The sequence below is a fragment of the Klebsiella sp. WOUb02 genome, assembly GCF_050058015.1.
In the GTDB taxonomy this organism is placed as follows: Bacteria; Pseudomonadota; Gammaproteobacteria; order Enterobacterales; family Enterobacteriaceae; genus Klebsiella.
Map to the genome: position 1 here is coordinate 2,282,039 of NZ_CP170110.1, position 24,219 is coordinate 2,306,257.

General features: G+C 62.6%; 12 protein-coding genes and 7 pseudogenes. 4 read left to right on the forward strand and 15 right to left on the reverse strand.

The genetic code is table 11. From position 1 onward, the window contains the following. Positions 1–29 precede the first annotated feature (29 nt). Genes ABOC21_RS17950 through ABOC21_RS17965 form a run of 4 tightly spaced genes read right to left on the reverse strand, consistent with a single transcriptional unit; the run spans position 30 to position 3,003 of the window. Complete coding sequence (locus tag ABOC21_RS17950; RefSeq protein ID WP_426812748.1) at positions 30–791, reverse strand: amino acid ABC transporter ATP-binding protein; 762 nt, start codon at positions 789–791, stop codon at positions 30–32. Beyond that, positions 784–1,449, reverse strand: a complete 666-nt coding sequence (locus tag ABOC21_RS17955; RefSeq protein WP_426812749.1) for an amino acid ABC transporter permease — start codon at positions 1,447–1,449, stop codon at positions 784–786. Before ABOC21_RS17955 ends, ABOC21_RS17950 begins: the two co-directional genes overlap by 8 nt. 13 nt (positions 1,450–1,462) lie before the next feature. After that, positions 1,463–2,104 carry an amino acid ABC transporter permease gene (locus ABOC21_RS17960; protein ID WP_426812750.1) on the reverse strand — a complete coding sequence of 214 codons (642 nt, stop codon included), beginning with the start codon at positions 2,102–2,104 and terminating at the stop codon, positions 1,463–1,465. A 47-nt stretch (positions 2,105–2,151) separates the two neighbouring features. Further along, positions 2,152–3,003 carry a transporter substrate-binding domain-containing protein gene (locus ABOC21_RS17965; RefSeq protein WP_426812751.1) on the reverse strand — a complete coding sequence of 284 codons (852 nt, stop codon included), beginning with the start codon at positions 3,001–3,003 and terminating at the stop codon, positions 2,152–2,154. Between the two features lie 233 nt (positions 3,004–3,236). Between ABOC21_RS17965 and ABOC21_RS17970 the strand changes: the two genes are divergently transcribed. Continuing rightward, complete coding sequence (locus ABOC21_RS17970) at positions 3,237–4,694, forward strand: PLP-dependent aminotransferase family protein (RefSeq protein WP_426812752.1); 1,458 nt, start codon at positions 3,237–3,239, stop codon at positions 4,692–4,694. A gap of 28 nt (positions 4,695–4,722) precedes the next feature. Here ABOC21_RS17970 and ABOC21_RS17975 read toward each other — a convergent pair. The 7 genes and pseudogenes from ABOC21_RS17975 to ABOC21_RS18005 all read right to left on the reverse strand — a co-directional run bounded on the left by ABOC21_RS17975 (position 4,723) and on the right by ABOC21_RS18005 (position 12,770). Further along, positions 4,723–5,992, reverse strand: a pseudogene (locus ABOC21_RS17975) (Zn-dependent hydrolase). Continuing rightward, complete coding sequence (locus ABOC21_RS17980) at positions 5,982–7,166, reverse strand: amidase (protein WP_426812753.1); 1,185 nt, start codon at positions 7,164–7,166, stop codon at positions 5,982–5,984. The pseudogene ABOC21_RS17975 and the gene ABOC21_RS17980 overlap by 11 nt, the downstream one beginning before the upstream one ends. A 20-nt stretch (positions 7,167–7,186) precedes the next feature. Then, positions 7,187–8,199 (reverse strand): annotated as a pseudogene (locus tag ABOC21_RS17985) (ABC transporter ATP-binding protein). Further along, a pseudogene (locus ABOC21_RS17990) lies at positions 8,189–9,233 on the reverse strand (ABC transporter ATP-binding protein). The pseudogenes ABOC21_RS17985 and ABOC21_RS17990 overlap by 11 nt, the downstream one beginning before the upstream one ends. A 3-nt stretch (positions 9,234–9,236) precedes the next feature. Continuing rightward, positions 9,237–10,130: an ABC transporter permease gene (locus ABOC21_RS17995; RefSeq protein WP_426812754.1), complete on the reverse strand. Its 894-nt coding sequence runs from the start codon at positions 10,128–10,130 to the stop codon at positions 9,237–9,239. 2 nt (positions 10,131–10,132) lie between these two features. Continuing rightward, entirely contained in the window at positions 10,133–11,086 is a 954-nt protein-coding gene (locus tag ABOC21_RS18000; protein ID WP_426812755.1) for an ABC transporter permease, read from the reverse strand. A gap of 18 nt (positions 11,087–11,104) precedes the next feature. Beyond that, a pseudogene (locus tag ABOC21_RS18005) lies at positions 11,105–12,770 on the reverse strand (ABC transporter substrate-binding protein). Positions 12,771–13,131: 361 nt separating this feature from the next. Here ABOC21_RS18005 and ABOC21_RS18010 point away from each other — a divergent pair. Next, a pseudogene (locus ABOC21_RS18010) lies at positions 13,132–14,248 on the forward strand (YbdK family carboxylate-amine ligase). A 49-nt stretch (positions 14,249–14,297) separates the two neighbouring features. Beyond that, the gene (locus ABOC21_RS18015) at positions 14,298–15,026 is read left to right on the forward strand and encodes a phosphodiester glycosidase family protein (RefSeq protein WP_426812756.1); all 729 of its coding nucleotides are present in this window, start codon (positions 14,298–14,300) and stop codon (positions 15,024–15,026) included. Between the two features lie 8 nt (positions 15,027–15,034). Here ABOC21_RS18015 and ABOC21_RS18020 read toward each other — a convergent pair. From ABOC21_RS18020 to ABOC21_RS18030, 3 genes and pseudogenes are all read right to left on the reverse strand, one after another. Further along, positions 15,035–18,128 (reverse strand): annotated as a pseudogene (locus tag ABOC21_RS18020) (efflux RND transporter permease subunit). 13 nt (positions 18,129–18,141) lie between these two features. Next, positions 18,142–19,224, reverse strand: a pseudogene (locus ABOC21_RS18025) (efflux RND transporter periplasmic adaptor subunit). A gap of 59 nt (positions 19,225–19,283) precedes the next feature. Then, the gene (locus ABOC21_RS18030) at positions 19,284–21,893 is read right to left on the reverse strand and encodes a cation-transporting P-type ATPase (protein WP_426815528.1); all 2,610 of its coding nucleotides are present in this window, start codon (positions 21,891–21,893) and stop codon (positions 19,284–19,286) included. A 507-nt stretch (positions 21,894–22,400) separates the two neighbouring features. Between ABOC21_RS18030 and ABOC21_RS18035 the strand changes: the two genes are divergently transcribed. Next, the gene (locus ABOC21_RS18035) at positions 22,401–22,649 is read left to right on the forward strand and encodes a DUF1158 domain-containing protein (protein ID WP_426812757.1); all 249 of its coding nucleotides are present in this window, start codon (positions 22,401–22,403) and stop codon (positions 22,647–22,649) included. Here the strand turns inward: ABOC21_RS18035 and ABOC21_RS18040 are convergent. Then, on the reverse strand, positions 22,578–24,200 hold the full coding sequence (locus ABOC21_RS18040; RefSeq protein ID WP_426812758.1) for an alpha/beta hydrolase-fold protein: 1,623 nt from the start codon (positions 24,198–24,200) through the stop codon (positions 22,578–22,580). The two genes, ABOC21_RS18035 and ABOC21_RS18040, sit on opposite strands and share 72 nt — an antisense overlap. Between the last annotated feature and the right edge of the window lie 19 nt (positions 24,201–24,219).

Sequence of the window (24,219 nt, forward strand, 5' to 3'; positions counted from 1 at the left end):
GGTCGGCCAGCCGAGCGGGCTTTTTAGCGCTAGCGGCTGCTCTGCAAAAACTGCCGCACCCGCTCGGAGTCCGGGTTAGTGAAGAACTTCTCCGGCGGCGCTTTCTCAATCAGCAGCCCCTTTTCCAGAAACACCACCTCGTCGGAGACCTGACGAGCAAAGTCCATCTCGTGGGTCACCACCACCATGGTGTAGCCCTCGGCCGCCAGCGCTTTCATCACCCCCAACACCTCATTGACCAGCTCAGGATCCAGCGCCGAGGTGGGCTCATCGAAGAGAATCACCTCCGGCGACATGGCCAGCGAGCGGGCAATCGCCACCCGCTGCTTCTGCCCGCCGGAGAGGGTGATCGGCCAGACGTCCGCTTTGTGCGCCATGCCGACTTTCTCCAGCTGACGCAGGGCTATCTCATTGGCTTCGCCGCGCTTCATCCCCTTCACGTGCAGCAGCGCTTCGCTGACGTTCTGCTGCACGGTCAGGTGCGGCCACAGGTTAAAGCTCTGGAAGACCATGCCCACCCGCTCTCGTACCTTCGACAGCTGGCGGTGGGACATCGCCCGGCCGCTGCGCTCATCAACTCCGAGGCGCAGGCCGCCGATATGGATCTCGCCGCGATCCGGCTGCTCCAGCCAGTTCATGCAGCGCAGCAGCGTCGATTTTCCGGACCCCGACGACCCCAGGATGCTGACCACCGTGCCTTTTTCAACCGTCAGGTTGATGTCGCGGAGCACTTCAATATTATCGAACTGTTTGGAGACGTTTTTAATGCTGACAGCGGTTGAATCAGGCATGGCTCATTCCTCTTTTCGCTCCCCAGGCGCTCAGCCGCTTAATCAGCAGCTCCAGCAGAATGCCGATCGCCCAGTAGAGCGCAATGGCGACGATAAACGCGTTGAACGGGATAAAATAAGTCGCCTGGACGCTGTTGGCGGCGGCGGTAATTTCCTGGACGGTGATAATGCTCAGAAAGGCGGTATCTTTCAGGCAAATGATCAGCTGGTTGCCGAGCAGCGGCAGCGCCGACGAGACGATATTGGGCAGAATAATGCGGGTAAATATTTTGTAGCGCGAAAAGCCCTGGGCCACCGCCGCCTCAATATAGCCGCTGGAGAAGACCCGCCGCTGGCTGCGCAGTATTTCAAAGAAGTAGGCGCCGTGATAAATAATCAGCGCTACCAGCCCTGCGGTCCAGGCCTCAAGGCTGATACCGACTTCAGGCAGCCCGTAATAGAGCAGGTAGGCGAGAATTAAAAAAGGGATCGCCCGCATCAGGCTGACGAAGCCAATAATGAGCCGGTTAAGACACTTCTTCTGATATTCGCTGAGATAGCACAGCGCAATCCCGATAAATAGACCGGCCAGCGCCGCGATGATAAATAGCTCAAGGGTGGCGAGCAAACCGGCAATAAAGCTGTCGCGCACCGACCAGATAACGGCCCACTGATTCATAGGATCTCCTGTTTTAGCGCGCCAGGCGTTTAGCTTTGCGTTCCGCCATACTCTGCAGCTTCAGCAGCAGCCCGATAATGACCACATACAGCAGCCCCGCGGCGAGGATCGGCGATAGCGGTTCGTAGGTCACCGAGGAGATGCGGTTAGTGACGCGGGTTAAGTCCACCACCCCAATCACCGCAATCGCCGGGCTGCCCTTGATCAGAAAGGACATCTCGTTAACCAGCGCCGGCAGGCTCTCGATCCACATTTGCGGCAGCATAATGTAGCGGAAGTAGGTCCAGCGCCGCATGCCGACGGACTCCGCGGCCTCGCGCTGCTCGCGGGGAAAGGTGCGAAACGCGTTGCGCCAGATCTCGGCGTTAAAGGCCGAGGTATTCAGCGTCAGCGCGGCGATTGCCGCCAGGTTTTTATCGAGGTTAATCCCTATCGTCGGCAGCGAAAGGAACAGAAACAGCACCAGCGTTACCAGCGGCGTGGCGCGGGCGAGGCTGATATAGACGACCAGCAGTTGATCGACAAGCGGAATTCGCAGCATCCGCACCAGGGCGATCAGCAGGCCAATCACCACCCCGAGAGCGATGGCGATGGCCGATATCCAGAGGGTCGTCCACGCGCCTTCAATCAGTAACTGCCAGGAAATTGCGTCCATGTGGCCCTCCTTCGCATCAACAGGCGGCGGTTGCCCGCCGCGACGTGTTACAGACCCGCCAGCTTATGGAACTGCTCGGGGCTGGTTATCGCCTCCGTCGGGAGGTTGTCGTAGGTTTCGCCGAACCACTTTTTCTGCAGCTCCGCCAGGCGACCCGTTTCTCGCATATGGTTGATAAACTTGGTCATATAGGCCAAAAGCTGCGGCGAGCTTTTAGGAATCGGCCACGCCATATAGCCCGGACCGGACACCGCCAGCCCTTTGGCGAATACCTTGGGCTTCGACTTCGCCAGGTCGTTGACCGAAATCACCACGTTAATCACGTAGTCGAGGCGCTTGTTGGCAAGATCCGCGTAGGCTTCCGGATAGGAGGGATACTCCACCACCGGCCCGAGCTTGCCGCCGGTTTTCTCCAGCATCGCTTTCAGCTCCGGCAGCCGCGCCAGCAGCGCGCTCCCGGCCTGCAGGCCAACCTTTTTGCCGCTTAGGGCGGCGATGGTATCGAGGGAGTTATCCCCGGCGCGTTTCACGAAATAGTGCTGGGCCGACGCCCACGGCGGAGTGAAGTCAAACACCTTCAGCCGGTCGTCGGTAATCACCGCGCCGGTGAGGGCCATATCGTACTGGCCGGTTGAGACCGCCGCCAGCAGTCCGGTCCACGGCAGAATGCTCTGGTCGACGTTGAATTTCGCGTATTTGCGTAATTCATCGAGCATATCTTTGTTAAAACCATCCGCCTGGCCGTTATTCATAAAGTTAAAAGGCGCGTAGTCATCCTCGGTCGCGACCTTCAGGGTGCCCGCTTTTTCGATTGCCGGCAGATCGGCAGCGGCGGCGTGATAAGAAAAAGCCATTGCCATAACGGCGCCCAGACATACTGAACCCAATGATTTGTTCATCAATCTACCCCTTATTAATTCGCCAGACTGGTTCACTCCGGAACACGGAAAGGTTTTGCAAAATATGTGCCGACGGACGTTCCGATCCGCGACCGATAGACGGTTTCTTACTGTATGGAGCATTTTCAATTTCTCCATAGAGCCAGATTCACCGCGCAGATGTGTCAGTCATTTTCAGGGTGGTATGGAGATTGCAACATGACCGATATCGTTTTTTGCGTAAGGAGCCGAGCATGATCCGTCACCTTTTACACGTTGATTTCGACCCGCATCGCGGGCTGCAGGAACAGGTGCGAGAGACGCTGATTAACGCCATTCTGGGCGGCATCTTCGCCGCCGATACGCCGCTCCCCTCCTGCCGCCAGCTGGCCAGCCAGCTGCGGGTCTCGCGCAATACCACGGCCCTGGTTTTTGAAAGCCTGGTCAACGAAGGCTATCTCATCAGCCGGCCGCGCAGCGGCTTCTATCTGCACCCGGATTATCCCCCGCCCGTCGCCGTGCAAAGTGCACCGCTGGACGAGGCCGCTGCACCACGCTGGGGCGCCCGGCTGCGCATCACGCCCAGCCAGCAGGAGTCGATCCTCAAACCCGCCGGCTGGATGAACTACCGCTATCCGTTTATCTACGGCCAGCCGGATACCCGCCAGTTCCCGCTGGCCACCTGGCGCTCGGCGGCCAACTGGCTGCACGGCGGCGTGCGCGACCCGGCGTGGGTAGTCGATCACGTTGACCAGGACGTGCCGATGCTGATTGAGCAGATCCGCACCCGGGTGCTGCCGAAGCGCGGAATTGTGGCCGCCGCGGATGAAATCCTGATCACCCTCGGTTCGCAAAATGCGCTGTACCTGCTCACCCGCCTGCTGATGTCCTCCGCCACCCGGGTGGGCGTGGAGAATCCCTGCTTTCGCGAGGCGATTAATACCTTCCTGCTGGCGGATGCCGATATCGTGCCGCATCCGGTGGATGACGAAGGGATCGTGCTCAACGACGCCCCCTGCGATTACTACTACGTGACCCCCGGCCATCAGGTCCCCACCGGCGTGGCGATGAGTAAGGCCCGGCGTAGTCAGTTGCTGGAGTACGCCGCGCGCCATGACGCGGTGATCGTTGAGGATGATTACGATTCGGAGAGTAACTTTATGCTCAACCCGCTGCCGGCGCTGAAGGCCAGCGATCGTAGCGGGCGCGTGGTCTACATCAGCAGCCTGTCAAAGGCGCTGTCGCCGGGGCTGCGCCTGGGCTTTATGGTGGCCGATCCGGATCTTATCGACGAGGCGCGGGCGCTGCGGCGCCTGATCTATCGCCATCCGCCTACCAATATCCAGTATCAAATGGCGCATTTCCTCGCCCAGGGACACTATGAAACGCACCTGCGGCGCTACCATTACGATTCGGCCCAGCGCTGGGAGCGGCTCAATGGCGCCCTGCAGAACTATCTCCCGGAGTGCCGGATCATTCCCGGCAGCGAGTACGCCAACGCCTTTTGGCTGGCGACGCCGGAGCATATCAATACCCAGCAGCTCACCTGGCGCGCCGCCCATGCGGGAGTGCTGATTGAGCCCGGCGCGCGCCATTTTCTCAGCGACGATCCGCCGGATAACTTCTTTCGTATGGGCTTTCACGCCATCAACCCCGACGCCATCGAGCAGGGAGTCGAGGTGCTGTGCGGCCAGCTGGAGCAGATGGGGTAGCCCGGGGCCGGGCTACCGTTACGCAGGACTATACCGCCCGGGCGTACTGCAGCATCACCTGCAGCAGCACGTTAGCGCCGGCGGTGACGTGTTCCGGCGAGGCGTACTCAATTTCGTTATGGCTGATGCCGTCCTTGCAGGGGATAAAAATCATGCCGGTGGGCGCCAGATAGCTCATGTACACCGCGTCATGACCGGCGCCGGAGACGATCGCCCGGGCCGGATAGCCCAGCCGCTGCGCCGCGGCGGCAATCGCCGCCTGGCAATCAGGGTGGAACGGCGCGGCCGGATAGTGGCTGACCTCCTTCAGCGCTACCGCGAGGCCGCTCTCCTGCTCGATTTTGCCGATAAACGCCCGCAGACTGGCGGTCCATCTCATCCACCAGTTCGTCGCTGAGATTGCGCATATCAATAGAGAAGCTCACTTCGCCCGGCACCACGTTGCGGCTGTTCGGATACACCTGCACCCGGCCAACGGTGCCGCGCCCCTCTTCGCTGCGCCCGGCGATCGCCACCACCTCCTGCATAATGTGGGTGGCCACCTGCAGGGCGTCTTTGCGCAGGCGCATTGGCGTCGGCCCGGCGTGAGACTCCTGGCCGCTGACCACGCAGTCGTACCAGCGAATGCCCAGCACGCCCTGCACCACGCCAATCACCTTCTCTTCGGCTTCGAGGATCGGGCCCTGCTCAATATGCGCTTCAAAGTAGGCGCCGATCGGCCGCTCCCCCGGCGTCTGGCTGCCGATATAGCCGATTCGCGCCAGCTCTTCGCCCACCGTTTTCCCTTCCGCGTCCCGCACGGCATAGATATCTTCCAGCGCAAACACGCCGGCAAACACCCCGGAGCCCATCATCACCGGGACAAAGCGCGATCCCTCCTCGTTGGTCCAGAACACCACCTCAATCGGCGCTTCGGTTTCGATATCGAGGTCGTTGAGCGTACGCACCACCTCCAGCGCCGCCAGCACGCCGTAGTTGCCGTCAAACTTGCCGCCGGTGGGCTGGGTATCGATATGGCTGCCGGAAACGATCGGCGGCAGCTGCGCGTTGCGTCCTTCCCGGCGCATAAACACGTTGCCGATTTTATCCACGCTGACGCTCAGCCCGGCCTCTTTCGCCCAGCCGATCACCAAATCCCGCCCCTGCCTGTCGAGATCGGTTAAGGTCAGACGGCAGCAGCCGCCTTTCGGCGTGGCGCCAATCTCCGCCAGCGCCATTAGCGAATCCCACAGCCGTTCGCCGTTGACCCGACCGGCATCAATCCCGGCGGCCGGGGTAAAAAGGACATCACTGCTCATGATCTTCTCCTTGCATAAAAGCGGCGGCCAGCTCCACCAGCAGACGATCGCTGCCGCGCGGCCCCAGGAATGAAATACCCAGCGGCAGGCCGCCCACCTGGGCGACCGGCAGCGTCACCTGCGGGCGCCGGGTCATTACGGAAATCAGCAGCAGATCGTGCGACAGGCGGCGTACCGCCTCAATTTCATCGGCCTGCGCCGTTAGCAGCGGCGCGCCGTCGGGCACCGTCGGCAGCACCAGAATGGCCTCGCCCAGCTGCCGATCCCACCAGGCGCTGAAGCTGGCCCGCTGCTGGCAGGCGCCGTCGAACTGCGCCGCCGTCACCGCTTTCCCCCACAGGAAACGCTCGCGCACGTCCGGCCCCAGCTGCAGCCCGTAGCGCTCAATCGTCTCGCCCTGCGCCTGCCAGGCTTCATAGCCCTGAATCTGGCGGAAGGCGAGATAGATCTCGTCGACGTCCGGCAGCGGTTCGCTGAGCGATTCTATTTCGCCAAAAGCGCGGCTCAGGCGCTGGCGCACCGGCAGCAGCGCCTGCTGGCTGCGCAGCGGCAGGCGGGAAAACAGCGCCTCGTGACAGGCCAGCCTGACGTCATCTAGCGCCGGGCGCTCGCCGCCGAGCAGGCATCCGGCGACGGCGCGAAAGACCTCCGCCGAACGGGCAAAGAAGCCGCAGGTATCCATCGTGGCGCACAGCGGCTGGCAGCCGTCGAGGGAGATCCCCCCGTGGCTTGGCCGCAGGCCGAACAGCCCGCAGTAGCTCGCCGGCGTGCGCACCGAGCCGCCGGTGTCGGTGCCGAGGGCAAAATCACAGACCGCGCTGGAGACCGCCGAGGCCGAGCCCGAGGAGGAGCCGCCGGGGATATGGTTCGGCGCCGCGCCGTTGCGCGGGGTGCCGTAATGCACGTTGTGGCCGCTCATCGAATAGGCCAGCTCGCTGGTGTGGGTTTTGCCCATAAACCGCGCGCCGCTGTCCAGCAGCGTTTGTACGACCGGCGCGGTGCGGCTTTTAATCCCCGAGAGCGCCAGCAGATGCGGATTACCGCCGCCGGTCGGGTAGCCCGCCACGTCGAATAGATCTTTGACCGCAAAGGTCATGCCGCTCAGCGGCCCGCCCTGGGCGTGCGGCACCGGGTGGGCCGGATAGGGCATAAACGCGCGAATATCATCCTGCATATTTTTGTCTCCTTATTGCTTCAGGCGTACTGCGCCTGGTTCTCGACGTCGGCGGCCAGCCTCCGCCAGCGATGGCAGACTCACTACGTGACGCTGGCCAACCTGCTCCGTCGGCGGCTGGCTTTGCCCGCAGGCCGCCCGCGCATGGGGGCAGCGCTCGGCAAACGCGCAGCCCGCCGGCAGGCGCGCTAAGTCCGGCGGCGCGCCGGGAATGCAGCGCAGGGCATCGCCTTTTTTAAGCCCCTCTTTCGGGCGGCTGCCCAGCAGAACCTGGGTATAGGGGTGGCGCGGACGGTAGAGAATATCCGCCATCGATGCCTCTTCGACGATGCGCCCGGCGTACATCACCGCCACGCGGTCGGCAATTTCCACCGCGGCGCCGATATCGTGGGTAACAAAGATAATCGACAGCCCGCGCTCCTTTTGCTGCTCGCGCAGCAGGATCAGGATCTGGATCTGCACCGTCGCGTCGAGGGCGGTGGTCGGTTCATCCGCCAGCAGCAGGCTGCGGGTTGCACGACAGCGCGAGGGCGATCATCGCCCGCTGGCGCATCCCGCCGGACATCTCGTGCGGATAGGCGTCCAGCCGCCGCTCTGGGCTCGGAATGCGCACCTGACGCAGCGCCTCCAGCGCCCGCGCCCTTGCCGCCGGGCGCGAAAGCCCTTCATGGCGGCGCAGGCCTTCGGCGATCTGCTGGCCGACGGTGTAGACCGGATCGAAGGCCAGCAGCGGCTCCTGGAAGATCATGGCGCAGCGCGCGCCGCGGTAGCGCCGCAGTCGGGAAGCGTTCATCTCCAGCACCGCTTCGCCATCCACCCGCAGGGTTCCGGAAAGGACGCTGCTTTTGGGCGGATGCAGGCGCATCAGCGCTCTGAGGGTCACGCTTTTTCCGGAGCCGGACTCGCCAATCAGCGCCAGCACCTCGCCCTTTTGCACGTCAAAAGAGACGCCGTTTACCGCATTGATGGTCTGACCGTCGCGGCGGAACTCAACCCGCAGATCGCGGATATGGACAAAGGCTTCATGCGACATGGCGCACCTCCCGGACGGCAATAGCCCGATGCCAGGGCGACGCCGGCTGCGCCATCAGGCAGGCGCTTTGATGCCCCTCCCCCACGCTTTCGAGGATGGGTTTCACCTCGGCGCAGACCGTTCTGGCGTGCGGGCAGCGGGTATGGAAGCGGCAGCCCGCCGGCGGTGAAATCGGGCTGGGCGGATCGCCGCTAAGCGGCGAGGTCAGGGTGCGGTTTTGCGGGTCCATTGACGGCATCGAGCTCAGCAGCGCCCGGGTATAGGGATGGGCCGAGGCGCTAAACAGCTGCTCCGCGGGCCCGATCTCCACCACCTCGCCGAGATACATCACCAGGATCCGGTCCGACAGCCAGCGCACCACGTGCAGGTCGTGGCTGATAAATACGTAGGTCAGCTCCAGCGTGCGCTTGAGCTCCTGCAAAAGCTGCAGCACCTGCGCCTCCACCGATTTATCCAGCGCCGAGACCGCTTCGTCGAGGATCACCAGCCGCGGCTTCATCGCCAGCGCGCGGGCGATATTCACCCGCTGGCGCTGGCCGCCGGAAAGCTCGTGCGGATAGCGGTGGGCGAAGCGCCCCGGCTCAAGGCCAACGTGCGCCAGCAGATAGCGCGCGTACTCGCCGGCCTCCTTTGCGCTGACCCCGTGCACGCGCTGGCCGAAGGCGATGCTCTCCTCCATAGTCATCCGCGGGTTGAGCGAGGCGTAGCTATCCTGAAACACCATCTGCACCTGGCGACGGTACTCTTTCATCGGCAGGCGGGACGATCCCACCGCCAGCCCGTCGAAAACCAGACTCCCCGCGATCCTGGTTCAGGAGCTGCATCAGCAGCCGCGCGGTGGTGGATTTCCCGCAGCCCGACTCCCCGACGACGCCCAGCGTTTCGCCTTTAACCACCGTAAAGCTGACGTCATCCACCGCCTGCACCACTTCATGTCCCTTCCCGCCGCCGGCGCGAAAGTACTTCAACAGATTGTTGACCTGCAGCAGCGGCTGGGCCGGGCCGCCGAGGTCAATATTGACAAAAGGCTGCATCGTTTACTCCTTGATCGCCATCGCCGCGCGCAGGCGGTCGGCGAGGATATTGAACGAAATGGAGGTGATAAAAATCATCAATCCCGGCAGGGCCGCCACCCACGGCTGGGTGTAAATCGCCGTGCGCAGCGTGTTGAGCATCAATCCCCACTCCGGCTCGGGCGGACGCACGCCGAGCCCAAGGAACGAGAGCCCGGAGGCGAGGATCATGCAGACCGAAATTAAACCGGTTGAGAAGACGAAGATCGGTCCCAGCACGTTGCCCAACACCTGAACCCGGATAATGGTCAGCGCGCTGGCCCCGGTTGCCCGGGCGGCATCGATATAGTCCATGTGCCGCACCTGGGCGGTGACGCTTTCGGCGATGCGCGCCACCTGCGGGACGAACACCAGCGTTAACGACAGCAGCGCGTTGCCGATGCCCGCCCCCAGTGCGCCGGAGAGCGCAATCGCCAGCAGGACCGAGGGAAAGGCGTAAAACACATCGACGGTGCGCATGATGAGGGTGTTGGTTTTACCGCCCGCGTAGCCGGCCACGATGCCGATCGCGCCGCCGATGAAAAAGGCGAAGACCACCGGGACAATCCCCATAAACAGCGACAGCCGGGTGCCGAGAATCAGCCGCGACAGCATATCCCGGCCCAGCTCGTCGGAGCCCAGCGGAAAGCCGTCGCTGCCAATCGGCTTCAGGCGCAGAAACATCGACGTCTGGTAAGGATCTTTCGCTATCAGCCACGGGCCAAACAGCGCCAGAATCAGCAGCAGCAGAATGATTGACCCGACCGCCACGCCGCCGGGATCGCGCAGCAGGCGGCGGAGTACGCCGCGCCAGTAGCCCTGGCGGGCGGGGATGGCCACAGACGCGGGTCGCGCTTTTGTCGTCAAAGTATCCGCCATGGTCAGCTCCTCTTAATACGCGGGTCGAGGGCGGTTTGCAGCATATCCACCAGCAGATTGAGCAGCACAAAGAACAGCGCCAGCACCCAGATGGTGCCCTGCAGCAGCGGCAGATCGCGCTGGAAGATGGCGGTGTTGAGCAACAGCCCGGTGCCGGGCCACGAGAACACCGTTTCCACCAGAATCGAGCCGCCCATCAGATAGCCCACCTGCAGCCCCATCACCGCCAGCGCGGTGGGGGCGGCATTTTTCACCACGTGGAGGAAAATGCGCGATTCGCCCAGACCGCGGGCGCGCAGTCCGACGATAAACTCCTGGCTCAGAATGTCGGCGACCTGCGAGCGCACGGTGCGGGCGATGATCCCGGTCGGGATCACCGACAGGGTTACCGCCGGCAGCAGCATAAACTGCAGATGATCCCAGTCCCACTGCCAGCCGGTTTCGCCGATCGGCCCGCCGCCGGTGGCGGGTAAGACCGCCAGCTTGACGCTAAAGGCGATCACCAGCAGCATTCCCAGCCAGTAGTGCGGCACGCTGACGCCAAACACCGATAGCACCGATGCCAGACGATCGATGATGCTGTTGCGAAAGTAACCGGCGACAAAGCCAAACAGGCTGCCGAGCACGAAGCCGATAATCGTCGCCAGCAGCGCCAGGCGCAGGGAGTAGCTGACGGCGGTCATCACTTCGCCGATCACCGGTCGTCCGGTGGCTACCGACATCCCTAAGTCGCCGTGCAGCGCCCGCCACAGCCAGTGAACGAACTGCAGCGGCAGCGGTTTATCAAAACCATAGGCCTGCATCAGCGTCTGGCGCAGCGCCTCCGAGGCGTCCGGCGGCATCACCGACACCAGCGGATCCCCCGGCGCAATCTGCACCAGCATGAAACAGATTACCGCCACGCCGAGCATGGTTGGCACGGCCAGCAGAACCCGGTACAGCAGCGTCTTGATCATCTTTGGCTCCCGTCACTATTACTCTTTCTTACTCACCAGGCTGAGATCGATAAACCAGCCTCTGCGGCTGCACCACGCCGCTCACCGCCGGCGAGATAGCCCGCGGCCCCACGTCGTGAGCGACAAACAGGAACGGGACCTGGTCCACCAGCGCGGCGTGGAGTTCGCCGGCCGCTTTGTTCATCTCTTCGGGAGTAAAGGCGTGCTTCACCGCCGTCGCCAGCTTTTCGGTTTCCGGGGTGGAGAAGTAGCCCCAGTTGGTCGCCACCGGCGGGAAGGCTTTGGCGGTTGAGAAGCGGATCATGCCGAAGTAAGGGTCGTTAACCGCCGCGCTAACGTTAATGGCATCAATACCTTTTGCCGAAGGATCTTTTGCCCCAAGGCGCCAGTTGGTGAACAGGGTGTTCCATTCGGTCACCTTGATGTCGACGTTAAAGAAGCAGCTTTTCAGGCTCTGCTGAATGTACTCATTCATCGGCAGCGGCTGCATCTGTCCGGAGCCGGAGGCCGAGGTGGCGACGGTAACGTGCAGCGGTTTACCGGCGCTGTACCCCGCTTCGGTCATCAGCTTACGGGCGGCTTCCGGGTCATATTTGATCTGGAAGGTGGGCTTGCCGCGCCACGGGCTATCGGCCTCATAGACGCCGGTCGCTTCGCTCATATAGCCGCCGAGGTAGCTCTTCAGCTCCGCGCGGTTAAGGCACAGGTTGGCCGCCTTGCGCACGCGAATATCCTTCCACGGCGAGCCCTCTTCGAATGAGAACTGCCACGGCCACAGGTGCGGCTGGGTATTGGCATAGATTTTAAAGCCCTGGGCTTTGATTTGATCCACCGCATCCGGGGCCGGGGCCTCAATCCAGTCCACCTGCTTCGACAGCAGCGCCGCGGTGCGGGCATTGGCCTCCGGCAGCGGGATCAGCACCACCTTATCGACCCGCGGAATGCGCTCTTTATTCCAGTAGTCCGGGTTTTTATCGAGGATCAGCTGCTGGCGGGGAACCAGTTTTTCCATTTTGAACGGGCCGCTGCCCACCGCGTGGGCGGCGAACTCCGTCCACGCCAGCTTGCCGCGCGCGGCGGTATCGCCGGCGCTGGCCGGCACCGCGTCATACAGCTTCTGCCATGCGGTCGGCGAGACGATAAACAGGTTGGTAATGTTGTACGGCAGCAGGGCGTCGGCTTCGGAAGTGGTAAGCGCCACGGTGCGATCGTCAATTTTTTCCGCCCCGGTCAGCGTCGGCATGCGGGACAGCGTATTGCCGATCTGCCCCGGGGCATACTGTGGCGCATTTTTGTTTAAGACCTTATCGACGTTCCAGACGATGGCGTCGGCGTTAACCTCGGTGCCGTCATGAAACTTCACCCCAGGGCGCAGGGTAAAGATCCAGCGGGTCTGATTTTGCGGGTCAACGTGCCACTCCGTCGCCAGGCCCGGCACCAGCCCGCTCGGTTTCTCCCCCTGCGAGAGGTCCCACTCCACCAGCGCATCGTACAGCGGAATGCCGGTGAAGCGGTTGCCCTCATAGCCCTGGTCCGGCTGGCCGAGGGTTAACGGGATGTCGGCGGCGGTCATCGCAATTCGCAGCGTTGAGGCGCTCGCCTGCAGGGAGGCCAGCAGCGCCAGCGCCCCAACCGCCGCGGCCACGGGGCGGCGTTTACGCAAGGATAAGGTATTTTTGAGCATCACAATGTCCCTGTTAAATAAAAGTCGTTATTTAACAGGCAAGATGCATACCACATCTGAAAGCAAGAAAAATAAGTGTGAAAGCGCTTATAAAATAAGAATAAATTATACTATCTATATGATATGTATTGATAAAATAATATCACCTTATTCTCCCGCACCGTCAGCGGGAAATCTGTTGCAGAACTGCACCAGATTATTTTTTCGCGGCAGGTAATAATAACGCTGCGGAAGTTTATATAAAATAAATTCATAATCCCCCTCAGTTTATAAGAGTTTGTGCCATTCGCCCGACGGGACAGGCGCTAAGCCGGAGAAATTTTACCTATACTTTTGGCATATCCGTACGCAAGGAATCGCCATGTCATTACCTGATTTTCACGTTTCGGAGCCTTTTACGCTCGGTATCGAGCTGGAGCTGCAGGTAGTCAACCCGCCGGGATACGATCTGAGCCAGGACTCCTCGGCGCTGATTGCCGCCGTGGAGGACGCCATTTCCGCCGGGGAGGTGAAGCACGATATCACCGAGAGCATGCTGGAAGTGGCGACGGGGATTTGCCACGACATTCACCAGGCGATGGCGCAGGCTGACTACTATTCAGCAGGAGATACTGCGCGCCGGCGCGCAGCAGCATTTGCAGATATGCGGCGGCGGCACCCATCCGTTTCAGGCCTGGCAGCGCCAGCAGATCAGCAGCAACCCGCGCTACCTGAAGACCGTCGAGCACTTTGGCTACCTCGCGCAGCAGTCAACGGTGTTCGGCCAGCACGTCCACGTCGGCTGCCAAAACGGCGACGATGCGATCTATCTTGTCCACGGATTATCGCGCTACGTGCCGCATTTTATTGCGCTTAACGCGGCATCGCCGTGGCTCGATGGCGCCGACAGCGGCTTCGCCACCGCCCGCCTGAACCTCTTTTCCGCCTATCCTGACAACGGTCCGATGCCGTGGGTCACCGGCTGGCAGGCGTTTAACGGGCTGTTCCGGCGCCTCAGCTATACCAGCATGATCGACAGCATGAAGGATCTGCACTGGGATATTCGTCCCAGCCCGCGCTTCGGCACCGTCGAGGTGCGGGTGATGGATACCCCGCTGACCGTAGCGCAGGCGGTCAATATTGCCGGCTATATTCAGATCCTTGCCTGCTGGCTGCTGACGGAAAGGCCGTTTAAGCCGCAGCCCGAGGACTATCTGCTCTACCCTTTCAACCGCTATCAGGCCTGCCGCTACGGCCTCGCGGGGATCGTCACCGACGTCCACTCCGGCGAGCGGCGCAGCGTCCGGGAGGAGATTTTACGTCTGGCGGATCGCCTGACCCCCTTCGCCCACCGGCTCAACGCCGCCAGCGCCCTCGACGCCATCGTCCGCCAGGCGCAGCAGGATCGCAGCGAAGCCCGGCGGATGCGCGAATTTGTCGCCAACGGCGGCTCGCTGATCGGCCTGGTGCAAAAGCACTGCGAGATCTGGGCGGCGTAGCGCCGGCAAAAAGGTATACTGCCCGCCTTAGCCGCTTCAAGGAATGCCCATGCTCCCGCGCCTCTCTCCGCGACTCGTCGCGCTGATGCTGTTACCGTTTTCCGCCTTTGCCGCCGGAAAATGTACCCTCACCGACCCGTCGCTGACGCTGCAAAGCTACGCCGTCAATCCGCAGCAGGAGCGGATCGCCATGTACTGGAAAAACGGCGACGGTAGCGCCTGGGGCTCCCTGCGATCGCTGCTGGCGGATATCAACCGCGACGGTCGGGTGCGGATGGCGATGAACGGCGGGATTTACGATAAAGCCTATGCGCCGCTGGGGCTGTATATCGAAAAGGGCAAACGGCTGACCGCGCTCAACCGCGCCTCCGGCGGCGGCAACTTTTTCATTCGTCCCGGCGGGGTCTTTTTTGTTAAAGGCCAGCGGGCGGGGATTGTCAGCATCGATAAATACCGGCCGTCGCCGGCCATCGATTACGCCGTGCAGTCCGGCCCGATGCTGATCGAAAACGGCAGGATAAACTGGCGGCTGAAGCCGTCGGCCGCCTCGCGCAAGCTGCGCAACGGCGTCGGCCTCACCCGCGAGGGCCAGGTAATATTCATGCTCAGCGAGCGGGAAACCAATTTCTACGATTTCGCCTGCTACGCGCAGTCAAAGCTCAACGTCCGGCAGATGCTCTACCTCGACGGCACCATTTCGAAAATGTACCAGCGGGGCGGCGGCGTACCCTGGCAGTACCATCCGTTCGTCAGCATGATTACGGTGGAAGCCCGCTAGCGCCGGACCTACATCCGGCGGTGCCCCCACTCGCGCAGGCGCTGAAAGAGCACGAACAGCGAGGGAATAAACAGAATGCCGATCAGCGTCGCCACCAGCATGCCGCTGAACACGGTGGTGCCGATAATCCGCCGACTCTGCGCCCCGGCGCCGGTGGCGAACATCATCGGCAAAATCCCGATAATAAACGAGACCGCGGTCATCAGCACCGCGCGAAAGCGGCGGATAGCCCCTTCCCGGGCGGCGTCGGCTATCGACATCCCCTCTTCGCGCTTCGCCCGGGCGAACTCGACGATCAGGATCGCGTTCTTCGCCGCAAGGGCGATGAGCAGCACCAGGCCAATCTGCACGTACACGTCGTTGGCGTAGCCGGCTACCCACAGCCACAGCAGCGCCCCGCCGATGGCGAACAGCACCGACAGCATCACGCTCGCCGGCAGCGTCCAGCTTTCATACTGCGCGACGAGGAACAGCCACGCCATCGCCACCGCCGCCAGCACGATCCAGATGGCCTGATTACCGGTCTGCTGCTCCTGCCACGAGATCCCGCTCCAGGCGTAGTCGTAACCTTGCGGCAGATTGGCCTGCAGAATAGCCGCCATCGCGGACATCGCCGCGCGGCTGCTGACCCCTTCAGCCGCCGAGCCGCTTATCGATACCGACGGGGACTGATTGTACTGCTGGATAAACGGCGCCCCCACCGCCGGGGTGACGGCGACCAGATTGCTCAGGCGCACCCGATCGCCGTGGTTGCTGCGCACGTAGAGCTCGCTTATCTGTTCCGCCCGCTCGCGCCACTGCATCTCGTTTTGTATTACCACGTGGTAGACCCGATTATTGAGGCTAAAGTCCCCGGCGCGGGTGCCGCCAAATGCCGTTTGCAGGCTGCTGAAGATCCGCGAAACCGGGACATCCAGCCGGGCGGCGCGATCGCGATCGACGCTCAGCGTCAGCTGCGGCACGTTGCTGCTCCAGGTGGTAAAGACCCGGTTCAGCCTGCGGATGCTGATTGGCAATTTGCAGCACCTGCAGCGCCACGCGCTCCAGCTCCGCCGACGATTGTCCGGCCTGGGCCAGAATGCGCAGGTTAAAGCCCGAGGCGTTGCCCAACCCCGGCAGCGTCGGCGGCGCAAAGGCCATAATCGTCGCCTCCGGCAGAGCCAGCAGCTGCCCCTGCAGCTTTCTCATCACCTGCTCCAGCGGCGGCCGCAGGTGCCAATCTTTCAACATCACCGAGATAAACCCGCCGTTTGAGGCGCTGGTGCCGTTCAAAATATTGAAGCCCGACACCTGAATCACATCCTCCACCGCCGGGTTGGCCAGCAGCAGCTCCCGCGCCTGGGCCATCACCGCTTCGGTACGCTCCAGGGAAGCCGCCTCCGGCAGCTGAACGCTGGCGAAGAAGTAGCCCTGATCTTCCTCAGGCAGAAAGCCCTTCGGCATGGTGCTGAAGCTGAACGCCACCGCCCCGGCGGCCAGCGCGACCGCCGTCAGCGCCAGCCACGGGCGGCGGTTCATGCGCACAACGATCGCTCCGTAACCGTCGCGCAGGCGATCGAGGCCGCGGTTGAATAGCCGCCAGACGGCCGCGGGCTGCGCCGGACGCGGGCGCAGCAGCAGCGCGCAGAGGGCCGGCGTCAGGGTCAGCGCCACGATGCTCGACAGCGTGACCGCCGTGGAGAGGGTGACCGCAAACTGGCGATAGAGCTCGCCGACAATGCCCGGCAGCAGCGCCACCGGCACAAATACCGCCAGCAGCACCAGGGTGGTGGCGATAACCGGCCCGGCGATTTGGCGCAGCGCCTGGGCGGTGGCCTCCAGGCGGCCCGCGCCTTCCGCCATCTGGCTCTCGACGCTCTCCACCACCACGATGGCGTCGTCCACCACCATCGTCAGGGCGAGGATAACGGCAAACAGGCTGAGGGTATTGGCGCTGTAGCCCAGCAGGTAGAGCACCGCGAAGGTGCCGATCAGCGATACCGGGATCGCCAGGGCGACAATCAGCGTCGCCCGCCAGCTTTGCAGGAACAGCGACACCACCGCCACTACCGCCAGCAGGGTGAGCGCCAGCGAAACGCCAATCTCTTTGATGGTCGCCGCCACAAAGCGCGTGGTATCGAATTTCACCTCCCAGGTGAGATCCGGCGGGAAGCGCGCGTGTAGCCGCGTGAGCTCGGCGCGCACCGCGCTGGCAACCTGCAGCGCGTTGGCGGTCGGCGTGGGATAAACCCCGAGATAGGCCGAGTCGCGACCGTTGAGCTGCGCGCCGGAGCTGTAGCTGCGCGCGCCGAGCTCGATAGTCGCCACCTCGGAAAGGCGCACCAGCTGCCCCTGCTCGCCGCTGCGGATCGCTATCTGTCCGAAGCTTGCCGCATCGCTCAGGCGCCCGATACCGTTGATGGTCAGCGTTTGCTGCTGACCGTTAAACACCGGCGGCGTCCCCACCTGCCCGGCGGCGCCCTGCACGTTCTGCTCGCGCAGCGCCTGGGCGATATCTTCGCTGGTGACGTTGAGCGCATTCATGCGATCCGGACGCAGCCAGACGCGCATGCTGTAGTCGCGGGCGCCGAACATCTGCACCTCGCCGACGCCCGGCAGCCGGGCCAGCGCCTCGCGCACCTGGGTACTGGCGTAGTTGCTGACAAACAGCGGCGAGAGCGTTTCCGTCGGCGAATAGAGGCTGATCCCCAACAGCAGATTGGTCGCCCGCTTGCGTACCTGCACCCCGTTCTGCTGCACCTCGGCGGGCAGCTGCGCCACCGCCTGCGAGACGCGGTTTTGCACGTCAATTGCCGCCAGGTCGGGGTCGGTGCCGGCCGCAAAGGTCAGGCTTAGGCTGTAGGTTCCCTCATCGGAGCTGGTGGACTCCATGTACAGCATATGGTCAACGCCGTTGAGCTGGGTTTCCAGCGGCGCGGCGATGGCCTCGGCCACGTCTCCCGCGCTGGCGCCCGGCCAGCTGGCGCTGACGTTGATCACCGGCGGCGTAATTTGTGGATATTGCTCAACCGGAATCAGCTTCAGCGCTACCGCGCCGATAAAGGTTATCAGCAGCGCAATCACCATCGCAAAGCGCGGGCGGCGGATAAAAAACGTCAGCATCCCTTCTCCTTCCTTATTTCAGTAGCCGCACGGCAGTACCGTCACGCAGGCGCTGTACGCCTTCCGTCACCACCCGCTCGCCGACGTCCAGCCCCTGCGCGACCGCGTAGCGCTGCCCCTGCTGCTCGCCGAGGGTCAGCCGACGCAGCGCGACGGTGTCATTTGCCGTCAGCACCCAGCAGTAGAAGCCCTCCACGTCCTGCTGCACGGCCGCCAGCGGGATGGTCAGGCTTTCCTGCTGCTGGCGCGGGCGCAAAATCACCGTCACGCTGCCGCCCGGCAGCAGGCGATGCTGCGGATTGGCAAACTCGGCGCGCATCACCACGCTGGCGGTGCGGCTGTCGATGCGGTTATCAACCGAGGTCAGTACGCCCTCTTCGCGCTCGCCGCCCGGGGCAATCAATGCCTGCCACGCCTGCTTCAGCGCGCCAATATCGTCGTGCTGCCCCGCTTTACGATAAAAAGCGTTTTCATCTAAGGCGAAAGAGACGCGGATCGGGTCGAGCTGGACGATATCCACCAGCGTGCCGCTGGCCGGATTGACCAGGCTGCCGACGTGAAAGAGGCTGTGGCCCACGCGCCCGGTCACCGGCGAGTCAATGCGCGTATAGCCGAGCGTAATCTGCTGCGCGGCAACGCGCGCCTGCGCCTGCTCCACGGCGGCGGCGGCGACATCGCGCTACATCTGCGCGTTATCGACATCGTTGCGGCTAATCGAGTGGTTGTTTTTCAGGCGCTGATAGCGGCTCAGCAGCTGTTCGGCCTGGCGCAGCGAAGCCCGGGCGCTTTTCAGCTCGGCCTGGGCCAGCGCCAGCGCGGCGCGGGGCTGGGCGTCGTCAAGGGTAAACAGGCGCTCGCCCTGCCTGACGTACTGTCCGTCCGCAAAATGGCGCTGGACGATGGCGCCTTCGGTACGGGCGCGGATCGCGACCGCGTGAATCGCCTCGACCCGTCCGGGAAGCTGACGTTCATCGACGTGGGCGGCGCGTTCGACGGTCGCCACGCGGACCGGGATCGCCGGCGCGGCGGCGGCGGCGCTGAGGGTGCTGCCGGCCAGGCCGCAGGCCAGTAAGGCGCAGCGGAGTATTTTTTTCATGAGGGGAATTCCTTGCTGACGTTATCGCGCCCCTCCCGAACGGGGAGAGGCGCGAAGGTTCAGGCGGTTTTACGCCAACGGCGGGTCAGACGCTTCTCAACCTCCACCACCAGGAACATCGCCACGCCGATGGCGAGAGTGACAAACCAGTAGCGCGGCGGCAGCCCTTCGGTGCCGAACATCGTCTGCATCAGCGGGACGTAGATGATGACCAGCTGCATCAGCAGCAGCACGCCGCTCACCAGCCAAATGCCTTTATTACGCAGCAGGCCCATGTTCAGCGAGAAGCTGTCGCTGCTGCGGCAGTTAATCATATACACCCACTGGGCGGTCACCAGCATCTGCAGCAGCACGGTGCGGATAAACTCCGGGCTGTGGCCGCGCGGCGCCAGCCAGGCCTCAAGGATAAAGGCGGCGACGGCGATCATCGTGCCGACGAACGCCACCCGCCAGACGGCAAAGGCGTCCATCACGTGCTGGCCGGTTTTACGCGGCGGACGGTTCATGGCGTTGCGCTCGGCGGCTTCAAAGGCGAGGCCGAAGGAGAGCGTGGTGGAGGTCGCCATGTTCATCCACAGGATCAGCACCGGCGTCAGCGGAATAATGTTTCCCGCCAGCAGGGCGATGATAATCAGCAGCCCCTGCGCCAGGTTGGTGGGCATGATAAACAGGATGGTTTTTTTCAGGTTGTCGTAGACCCGACGCCCCTCTTTTACCGCGCTGGCGATGGTGGCAAAGTTGTCGTCGGTCAGAACCATGTCGGCGGCTTCTTTGGTGACTTCCGTCCCTTTAATCCCCATCGCAATACCAACGTCGGCCTGGCGCAGCGCCGGCGCGTCGTTGACGCCGTCGCCGGTCATCCCGACCACTTCGCCGCTCTCCTGGAGAGCCTTCACCAGCCGCAGCTTATGCTCCGGGCTGGTGCGGGCGAAAATATCGTACTCGACGGCGGCTTTTGCCAGCTCGGCATCATCCATATGCTCCAGGCGGTAGCCGGTCATCGCTTCGCTGCTGTTGGCGATTCCCAGCATCTGGCCGATGCTCATCGCCGTCTGCGGGTGATCGCCGGTGATCATCTTCACGCGGATCCCCGCGTTCTGGCAGGCGTGAATGGCGTCGATGGCTTCCGGACGCGGCGGATCCATCATCCCGGCAATGCCGAGGAACACCATGCCTTCGCGCAGATCATCGTGGGTCAGCGTCGCGCTGCCGGCGGCGGCTGGCTTGCCGGCGGCGGCGACCATGCGCAGGCCCTGACGGGCGAAGCGCGCCATCTCATCTTCCCAGTACTGCAGGTCGAACGGCACCGCGCCCTGCTTACTCATCTGCTGGCGGCACATGGCGAAAATAACGTCCGGCGCGCCGGTCATCAGCACCCGCGTCTCATCGCCAATCTGCTGCAGGGTAGCCATATATTTGTACTGCGAATCGAACGGAATTTTGGCAATCAGATGCGTGTCAACCGGCGCCAGCACCTTCAGCGCGCCTTCGGTTGGCCCGCCGGTGATGCCCCACAGCCCGCGCTCGTCCTGAATAATCTGGCTGTCGTTGCACAGGTCGATGGTCCGCAGCCAGCTTTCCAGCACGCTGCCCGGCTGAATCTGCACCGGCTCGTCGCTGCCTTCGAGGCAGATATCGCCCCGCGGCTCGTAGCTGTCGCCTTCGACGCGGTAGCAGCAGTCGGCGGTCACGATCGCTTTGACGGTCATTTCGTTCATCGTCAGGGTGCCGGTTTTATCCGAGCACACCACGGTCATCGCCCCGAGAGTTTCGACGGTCGGCAGCTTGCGGATAATCGCCCGCTGCCGCGCCATCGCCTGCACGCCGAGGGATAAAATAATCGAGATGATGGCCGGTAAACCTTCCGGTACCGCCGCCACCGCCAGGCTAATCAGCGACAGCAGCAGTTCGCCGATCGGGATGTCGCGCAGCGCCAGGCTAAAGATGAATAGCGCGGCCATCATCGCGAGGATGATGACGAAAATCGCTTTGCCGAGCTTGTCCATCTGCACCAGCAGCGGCGTGCGGTGCTTCTCAATTCCCGCCATCATCTGGTTAATATGGCCGAGTTCGGTCTGCTGGCCGGTGGCGGTCACCACGCCAACGCCGGCGCCGGCGCTGATGGTGGTGCCGGAGAACAGCATATTGGTGCGATCGCCCAGCGGCAGCTCGCCCTGCAGCGCGTCGGTGGTTTTATCCACCACCGTCGATTCGCCGGTCAGGATCGCCTCCTCCACCCGCAGGCTGTGGGTTTCAATCAGGCGCATGTCCGCCGGGACGCGGTCGCCGGCGCGCAGAAGGACGATATCGCCCGGCACCAGCTCGCGGGTCGCCACCGTTTCATGCCTGCCGCCGCGCTGCACCCGCGCATCGCTGGAGAGCATATTGCGAATGCCCTGCAGGGATTTTTCGGCGTTGCTCTCCTGCACGTGGCCAATCAGGGCGTTGATAACGGTGACGCCAAGAATAACCAGCGTATCCACCCAGTGGCCCATCACCGCGGTGAGCGCGGCGGCGGCCAGCAGGACAAAAATCAGGACGTCGTTAAAGTGCGCGAGAAAGCGCAGCCAGCCCGGCTTGCCTTTCTTTTCCGGCAGCGCGTTAGGGCCCCAGGTTTTCAGGCGCTCTGCGGCCTCTCCTGAAGGGGGCGCGCTGCGGGGATTTATCATTCTGCTCAAATTAAATTTTCCTTATAAACGCCGTGAAGCGGAAAACCTGAAATCATTTCTGGCCAATGAAAGATTATAATTTCACGGGGCGAGAGAAATGACTCAGGGGAAATCTTTAATCTCTCGCAAAATTTAAAAAATGTGTTAAGTTGTTTCTCACAGCAACTATTACAGAAGATTAATAAACCTATATTAAACGAGGCCCATTATGTCTAAAATCTACCGCGGACGCCGACTGGCGCTGTACGTCCTGCTGGCCATCCTGATCGCCACGCTGGTGGGCTACAGCACCTATAGTTTTGTAAAAGCGACGATCTAATAATGACTTTAATTTACATTAAAGTGTTATTAACTTAATCACAAAAATTTCGATTTAAATTAACAGAAATATTAAAAATGGAGCATCAGAGATAATACAAAGAGGCGAGAATAATAGCCGGCGAAAGAATATTGCGTTAAATAATATTTTGCCCGACAATATGTTTTTTAACTGACGATTAACAAGTAATGAAACATCCGCTTGAAACGCTGATCTCTGCCGCCGGTATCCTGCTGCTGGCGCTGCTCTCCTGCCTGCTGCTGCCGGCCCCCTCCCTTGGGCTAACGCTGGCGCAGAAGCTGGTTGCGACCTTTCATCTGCTCGATCTCAACCAGTTCTACACCCTGCTGTTTTGCCTGTGGTTTTTAGCGCTGGGCGCGATTGAATACGTGGTGCTGCGCTGGATCTGGCGCCGCTGGTTTTCCCTTGAGCGTTAGGCCGGTAAAATCGCGCATCCCCGCCACCAGCGCCTCACACCACGCGGCGTAATCGTGGCCGCTGGAGAAGGGGTGGAAGCTGACGCGATAGCCTTTGTCGCGCAGCACCCGCTCAAACTCCAGCGTATTGGCATAAATCCCGCCGTCCGGTCCCGCGGTCTCAAACCTGCCCGCCTGCAGCCAGAAGCGCACCGGATAGCGCGGCGACTGCTGATACTGCCGCGTCAGCCAGCTCGCCTCCTCCCCCTTCGGCGCCCACCAGTACGACCCCGACAGGCTGATCACGTTGGCGAACTGGCGCGGATAGCGCAGCGCCACCCATGAAGCGGCCAGGCCGCCGTAGCTCGAACCGGCGACCACGGTCTTTTGCCGCGTCGGGTTCAGCCCCTGCTGGCGCAGCCACGGCAGCAGCTCGTGGGCCATAAAGTCGGCGAAGAAGGGGTTGGGCGGCAGCTCTTTGGCCCGCCGCGGGTGATCGAGGCTATCGATAAACACCACGTTCACCGGCGGCAGCGCGTGGCTGGCGATCAGGCTATCGAGGACGTTGGCGAAGCGGTATTCATCCTGGTAGGTTTTGCCGTCGAACAGCATCAGGGTCCAGCGCGCCGGCTGCGGCAGGCGCGGGCGATAGATCGACACCTCCCGGCTATTTTGCAAAAAGTCGCTGTACAGCTGATGGCGGGTCAGGGTGCCGTAGCGCAGCGGCTGCGCCATCCGCTGCGGGGTGCAGAAACGCGCCGGGTTGAGGGCCAGCAGCGAATAGCGGTTCCAGCGATCGCTGGCGGCGTTGACGCTGTGCGGATTCAGCGGATCGGCCTGGGCGCTGACCAGAATCGCCCGCCGCTGGTCGCGCGCGCTGCCGTCAATCACCGGCACGTCCGGCGCCAGCTTGTACTGCATCAGCGTGTCCGCCGGGACCACGTAGCTGCGGAACCAGACGTCGGAGCTGCCGAGACGAAACAGCGGATCGTGATCGCCCGCCGGCGATCCCAGGATAAACACGTTGCGGCTCGCCCCGCGCCACAGGAAGGTGACGCGCTTATGGCCCGCGTCCAACGCCTCAACCATCGGCGTCCCCTCCTGCTCGCGCTCCAGCCAGAAGCCCGCCGTTGAGCCTCCCGCCGCCAGCTCCCGCATCAGCCGCTGCAGACGCGGGCTAACGGGGTCCAGAGGCTGATTTTTCGCCAGCGCGGTCGTCTCCTTCATCCGCCACTGAAAGCGCCAGCGGGTGCCCTCTTCGCCGTGCAGCAACAGCGCCGAAGGGCGGTTTACCGGCAGCGAGAACAGCAGCGTCTGTTCGCCGTCCGCCGGTCCGCCCGCCAGCAGCGTGCGCAGGCGGCGGCTGTGCTCATCCAGCAGGCGGGCATCCGTCACCCCGGAGAGGGTCGCGGTGACGTAGTTTTCACCCAACGTCGGCAGGTCAAAACAGACCTCACCGCTGGCATCGAATTTTCCCTGCAACTCCCCCTGCAGCGAGGGAGACTCGCAGTTCATTGCCGCCGCCGGTAGCGCGCTCATCCCCACCAGCAGACCACTCCATGCCATCTTCATTGCCCGATTATCCCTGTAA

What these genes read in the sequence shown, in the direction of transcription:
- ABOC21_RS17950 (WP_426812748.1), bottom strand. Translation starts at nt 791, where the DNA reads ATGCCTGATTCAACCGCTGTCAGCATTAAAAACGTCTCCAAACAGTTC.
- ABOC21_RS17955 (WP_426812749.1), bottom strand. Translation starts at nt 1,449, where the DNA reads ATGAATCAGTGGGCCGTTATCTGGTCGGTGCGCGACAGCTTTATTGCC.
- ABOC21_RS17960 (WP_426812750.1), bottom strand. Translation starts at nt 2,104, where the DNA reads ATGGACGCAATTTCCTGGCAGTTACTGATTGAAGGCGCGTGGACGACC.
- ABOC21_RS17965 (WP_426812751.1), bottom strand. Translation starts at nt 3,003, where the DNA reads ATGAACAAATCATTGGGTTCAGTATGTCTGGGCGCCGTTATGGCAATG.
- ABOC21_RS17970 (WP_426812752.1), top strand. Translation starts at nt 3,237, where the DNA reads ATGATCCGTCACCTTTTACACGTTGATTTCGACCCGCATCGCGGGCTG.
- ABOC21_RS17980 (WP_426812753.1), bottom strand. Translation starts at nt 7,166, where the DNA reads ATGCAGGATGATATTCGCGCGTTTATGCCCTATCCGGCCCACCCGGTG.
- ABOC21_RS17995 (WP_426812754.1), bottom strand. Translation starts at nt 10,130, where the DNA reads ATGGCGGATACTTTGACGACAAAAGCGCGACCCGCGTCTGTGGCCATC.
- ABOC21_RS18000 (WP_426812755.1), bottom strand. Translation starts at nt 11,086, where the DNA reads ATGATCAAGACGCTGCTGTACCGGGTTCTGCTGGCCGTGCCAACCATG.
- ABOC21_RS18015 (WP_426812756.1), top strand. Translation starts at nt 14,298, where the DNA reads ATGCTCCCGCGCCTCTCTCCGCGACTCGTCGCGCTGATGCTGTTACCG.
- ABOC21_RS18030 (WP_426815528.1), bottom strand. Translation starts at nt 21,893, where the DNA reads ATGATAAATCCCCGCAGCGCGCCCCCTTCAGGAGAGGCCGCAGAGCGC.
- ABOC21_RS18035 (WP_426812757.1), top strand. Translation starts at nt 22,401, where the DNA reads ATGAAACATCCGCTTGAAACGCTGATCTCTGCCGCCGGTATCCTGCTG.
- ABOC21_RS18040 (WP_426812758.1), bottom strand. Translation starts at nt 24,200, where the DNA reads ATGAAGATGGCATGGAGTGGTCTGCTGGTGGGGATGAGCGCGCTACCG.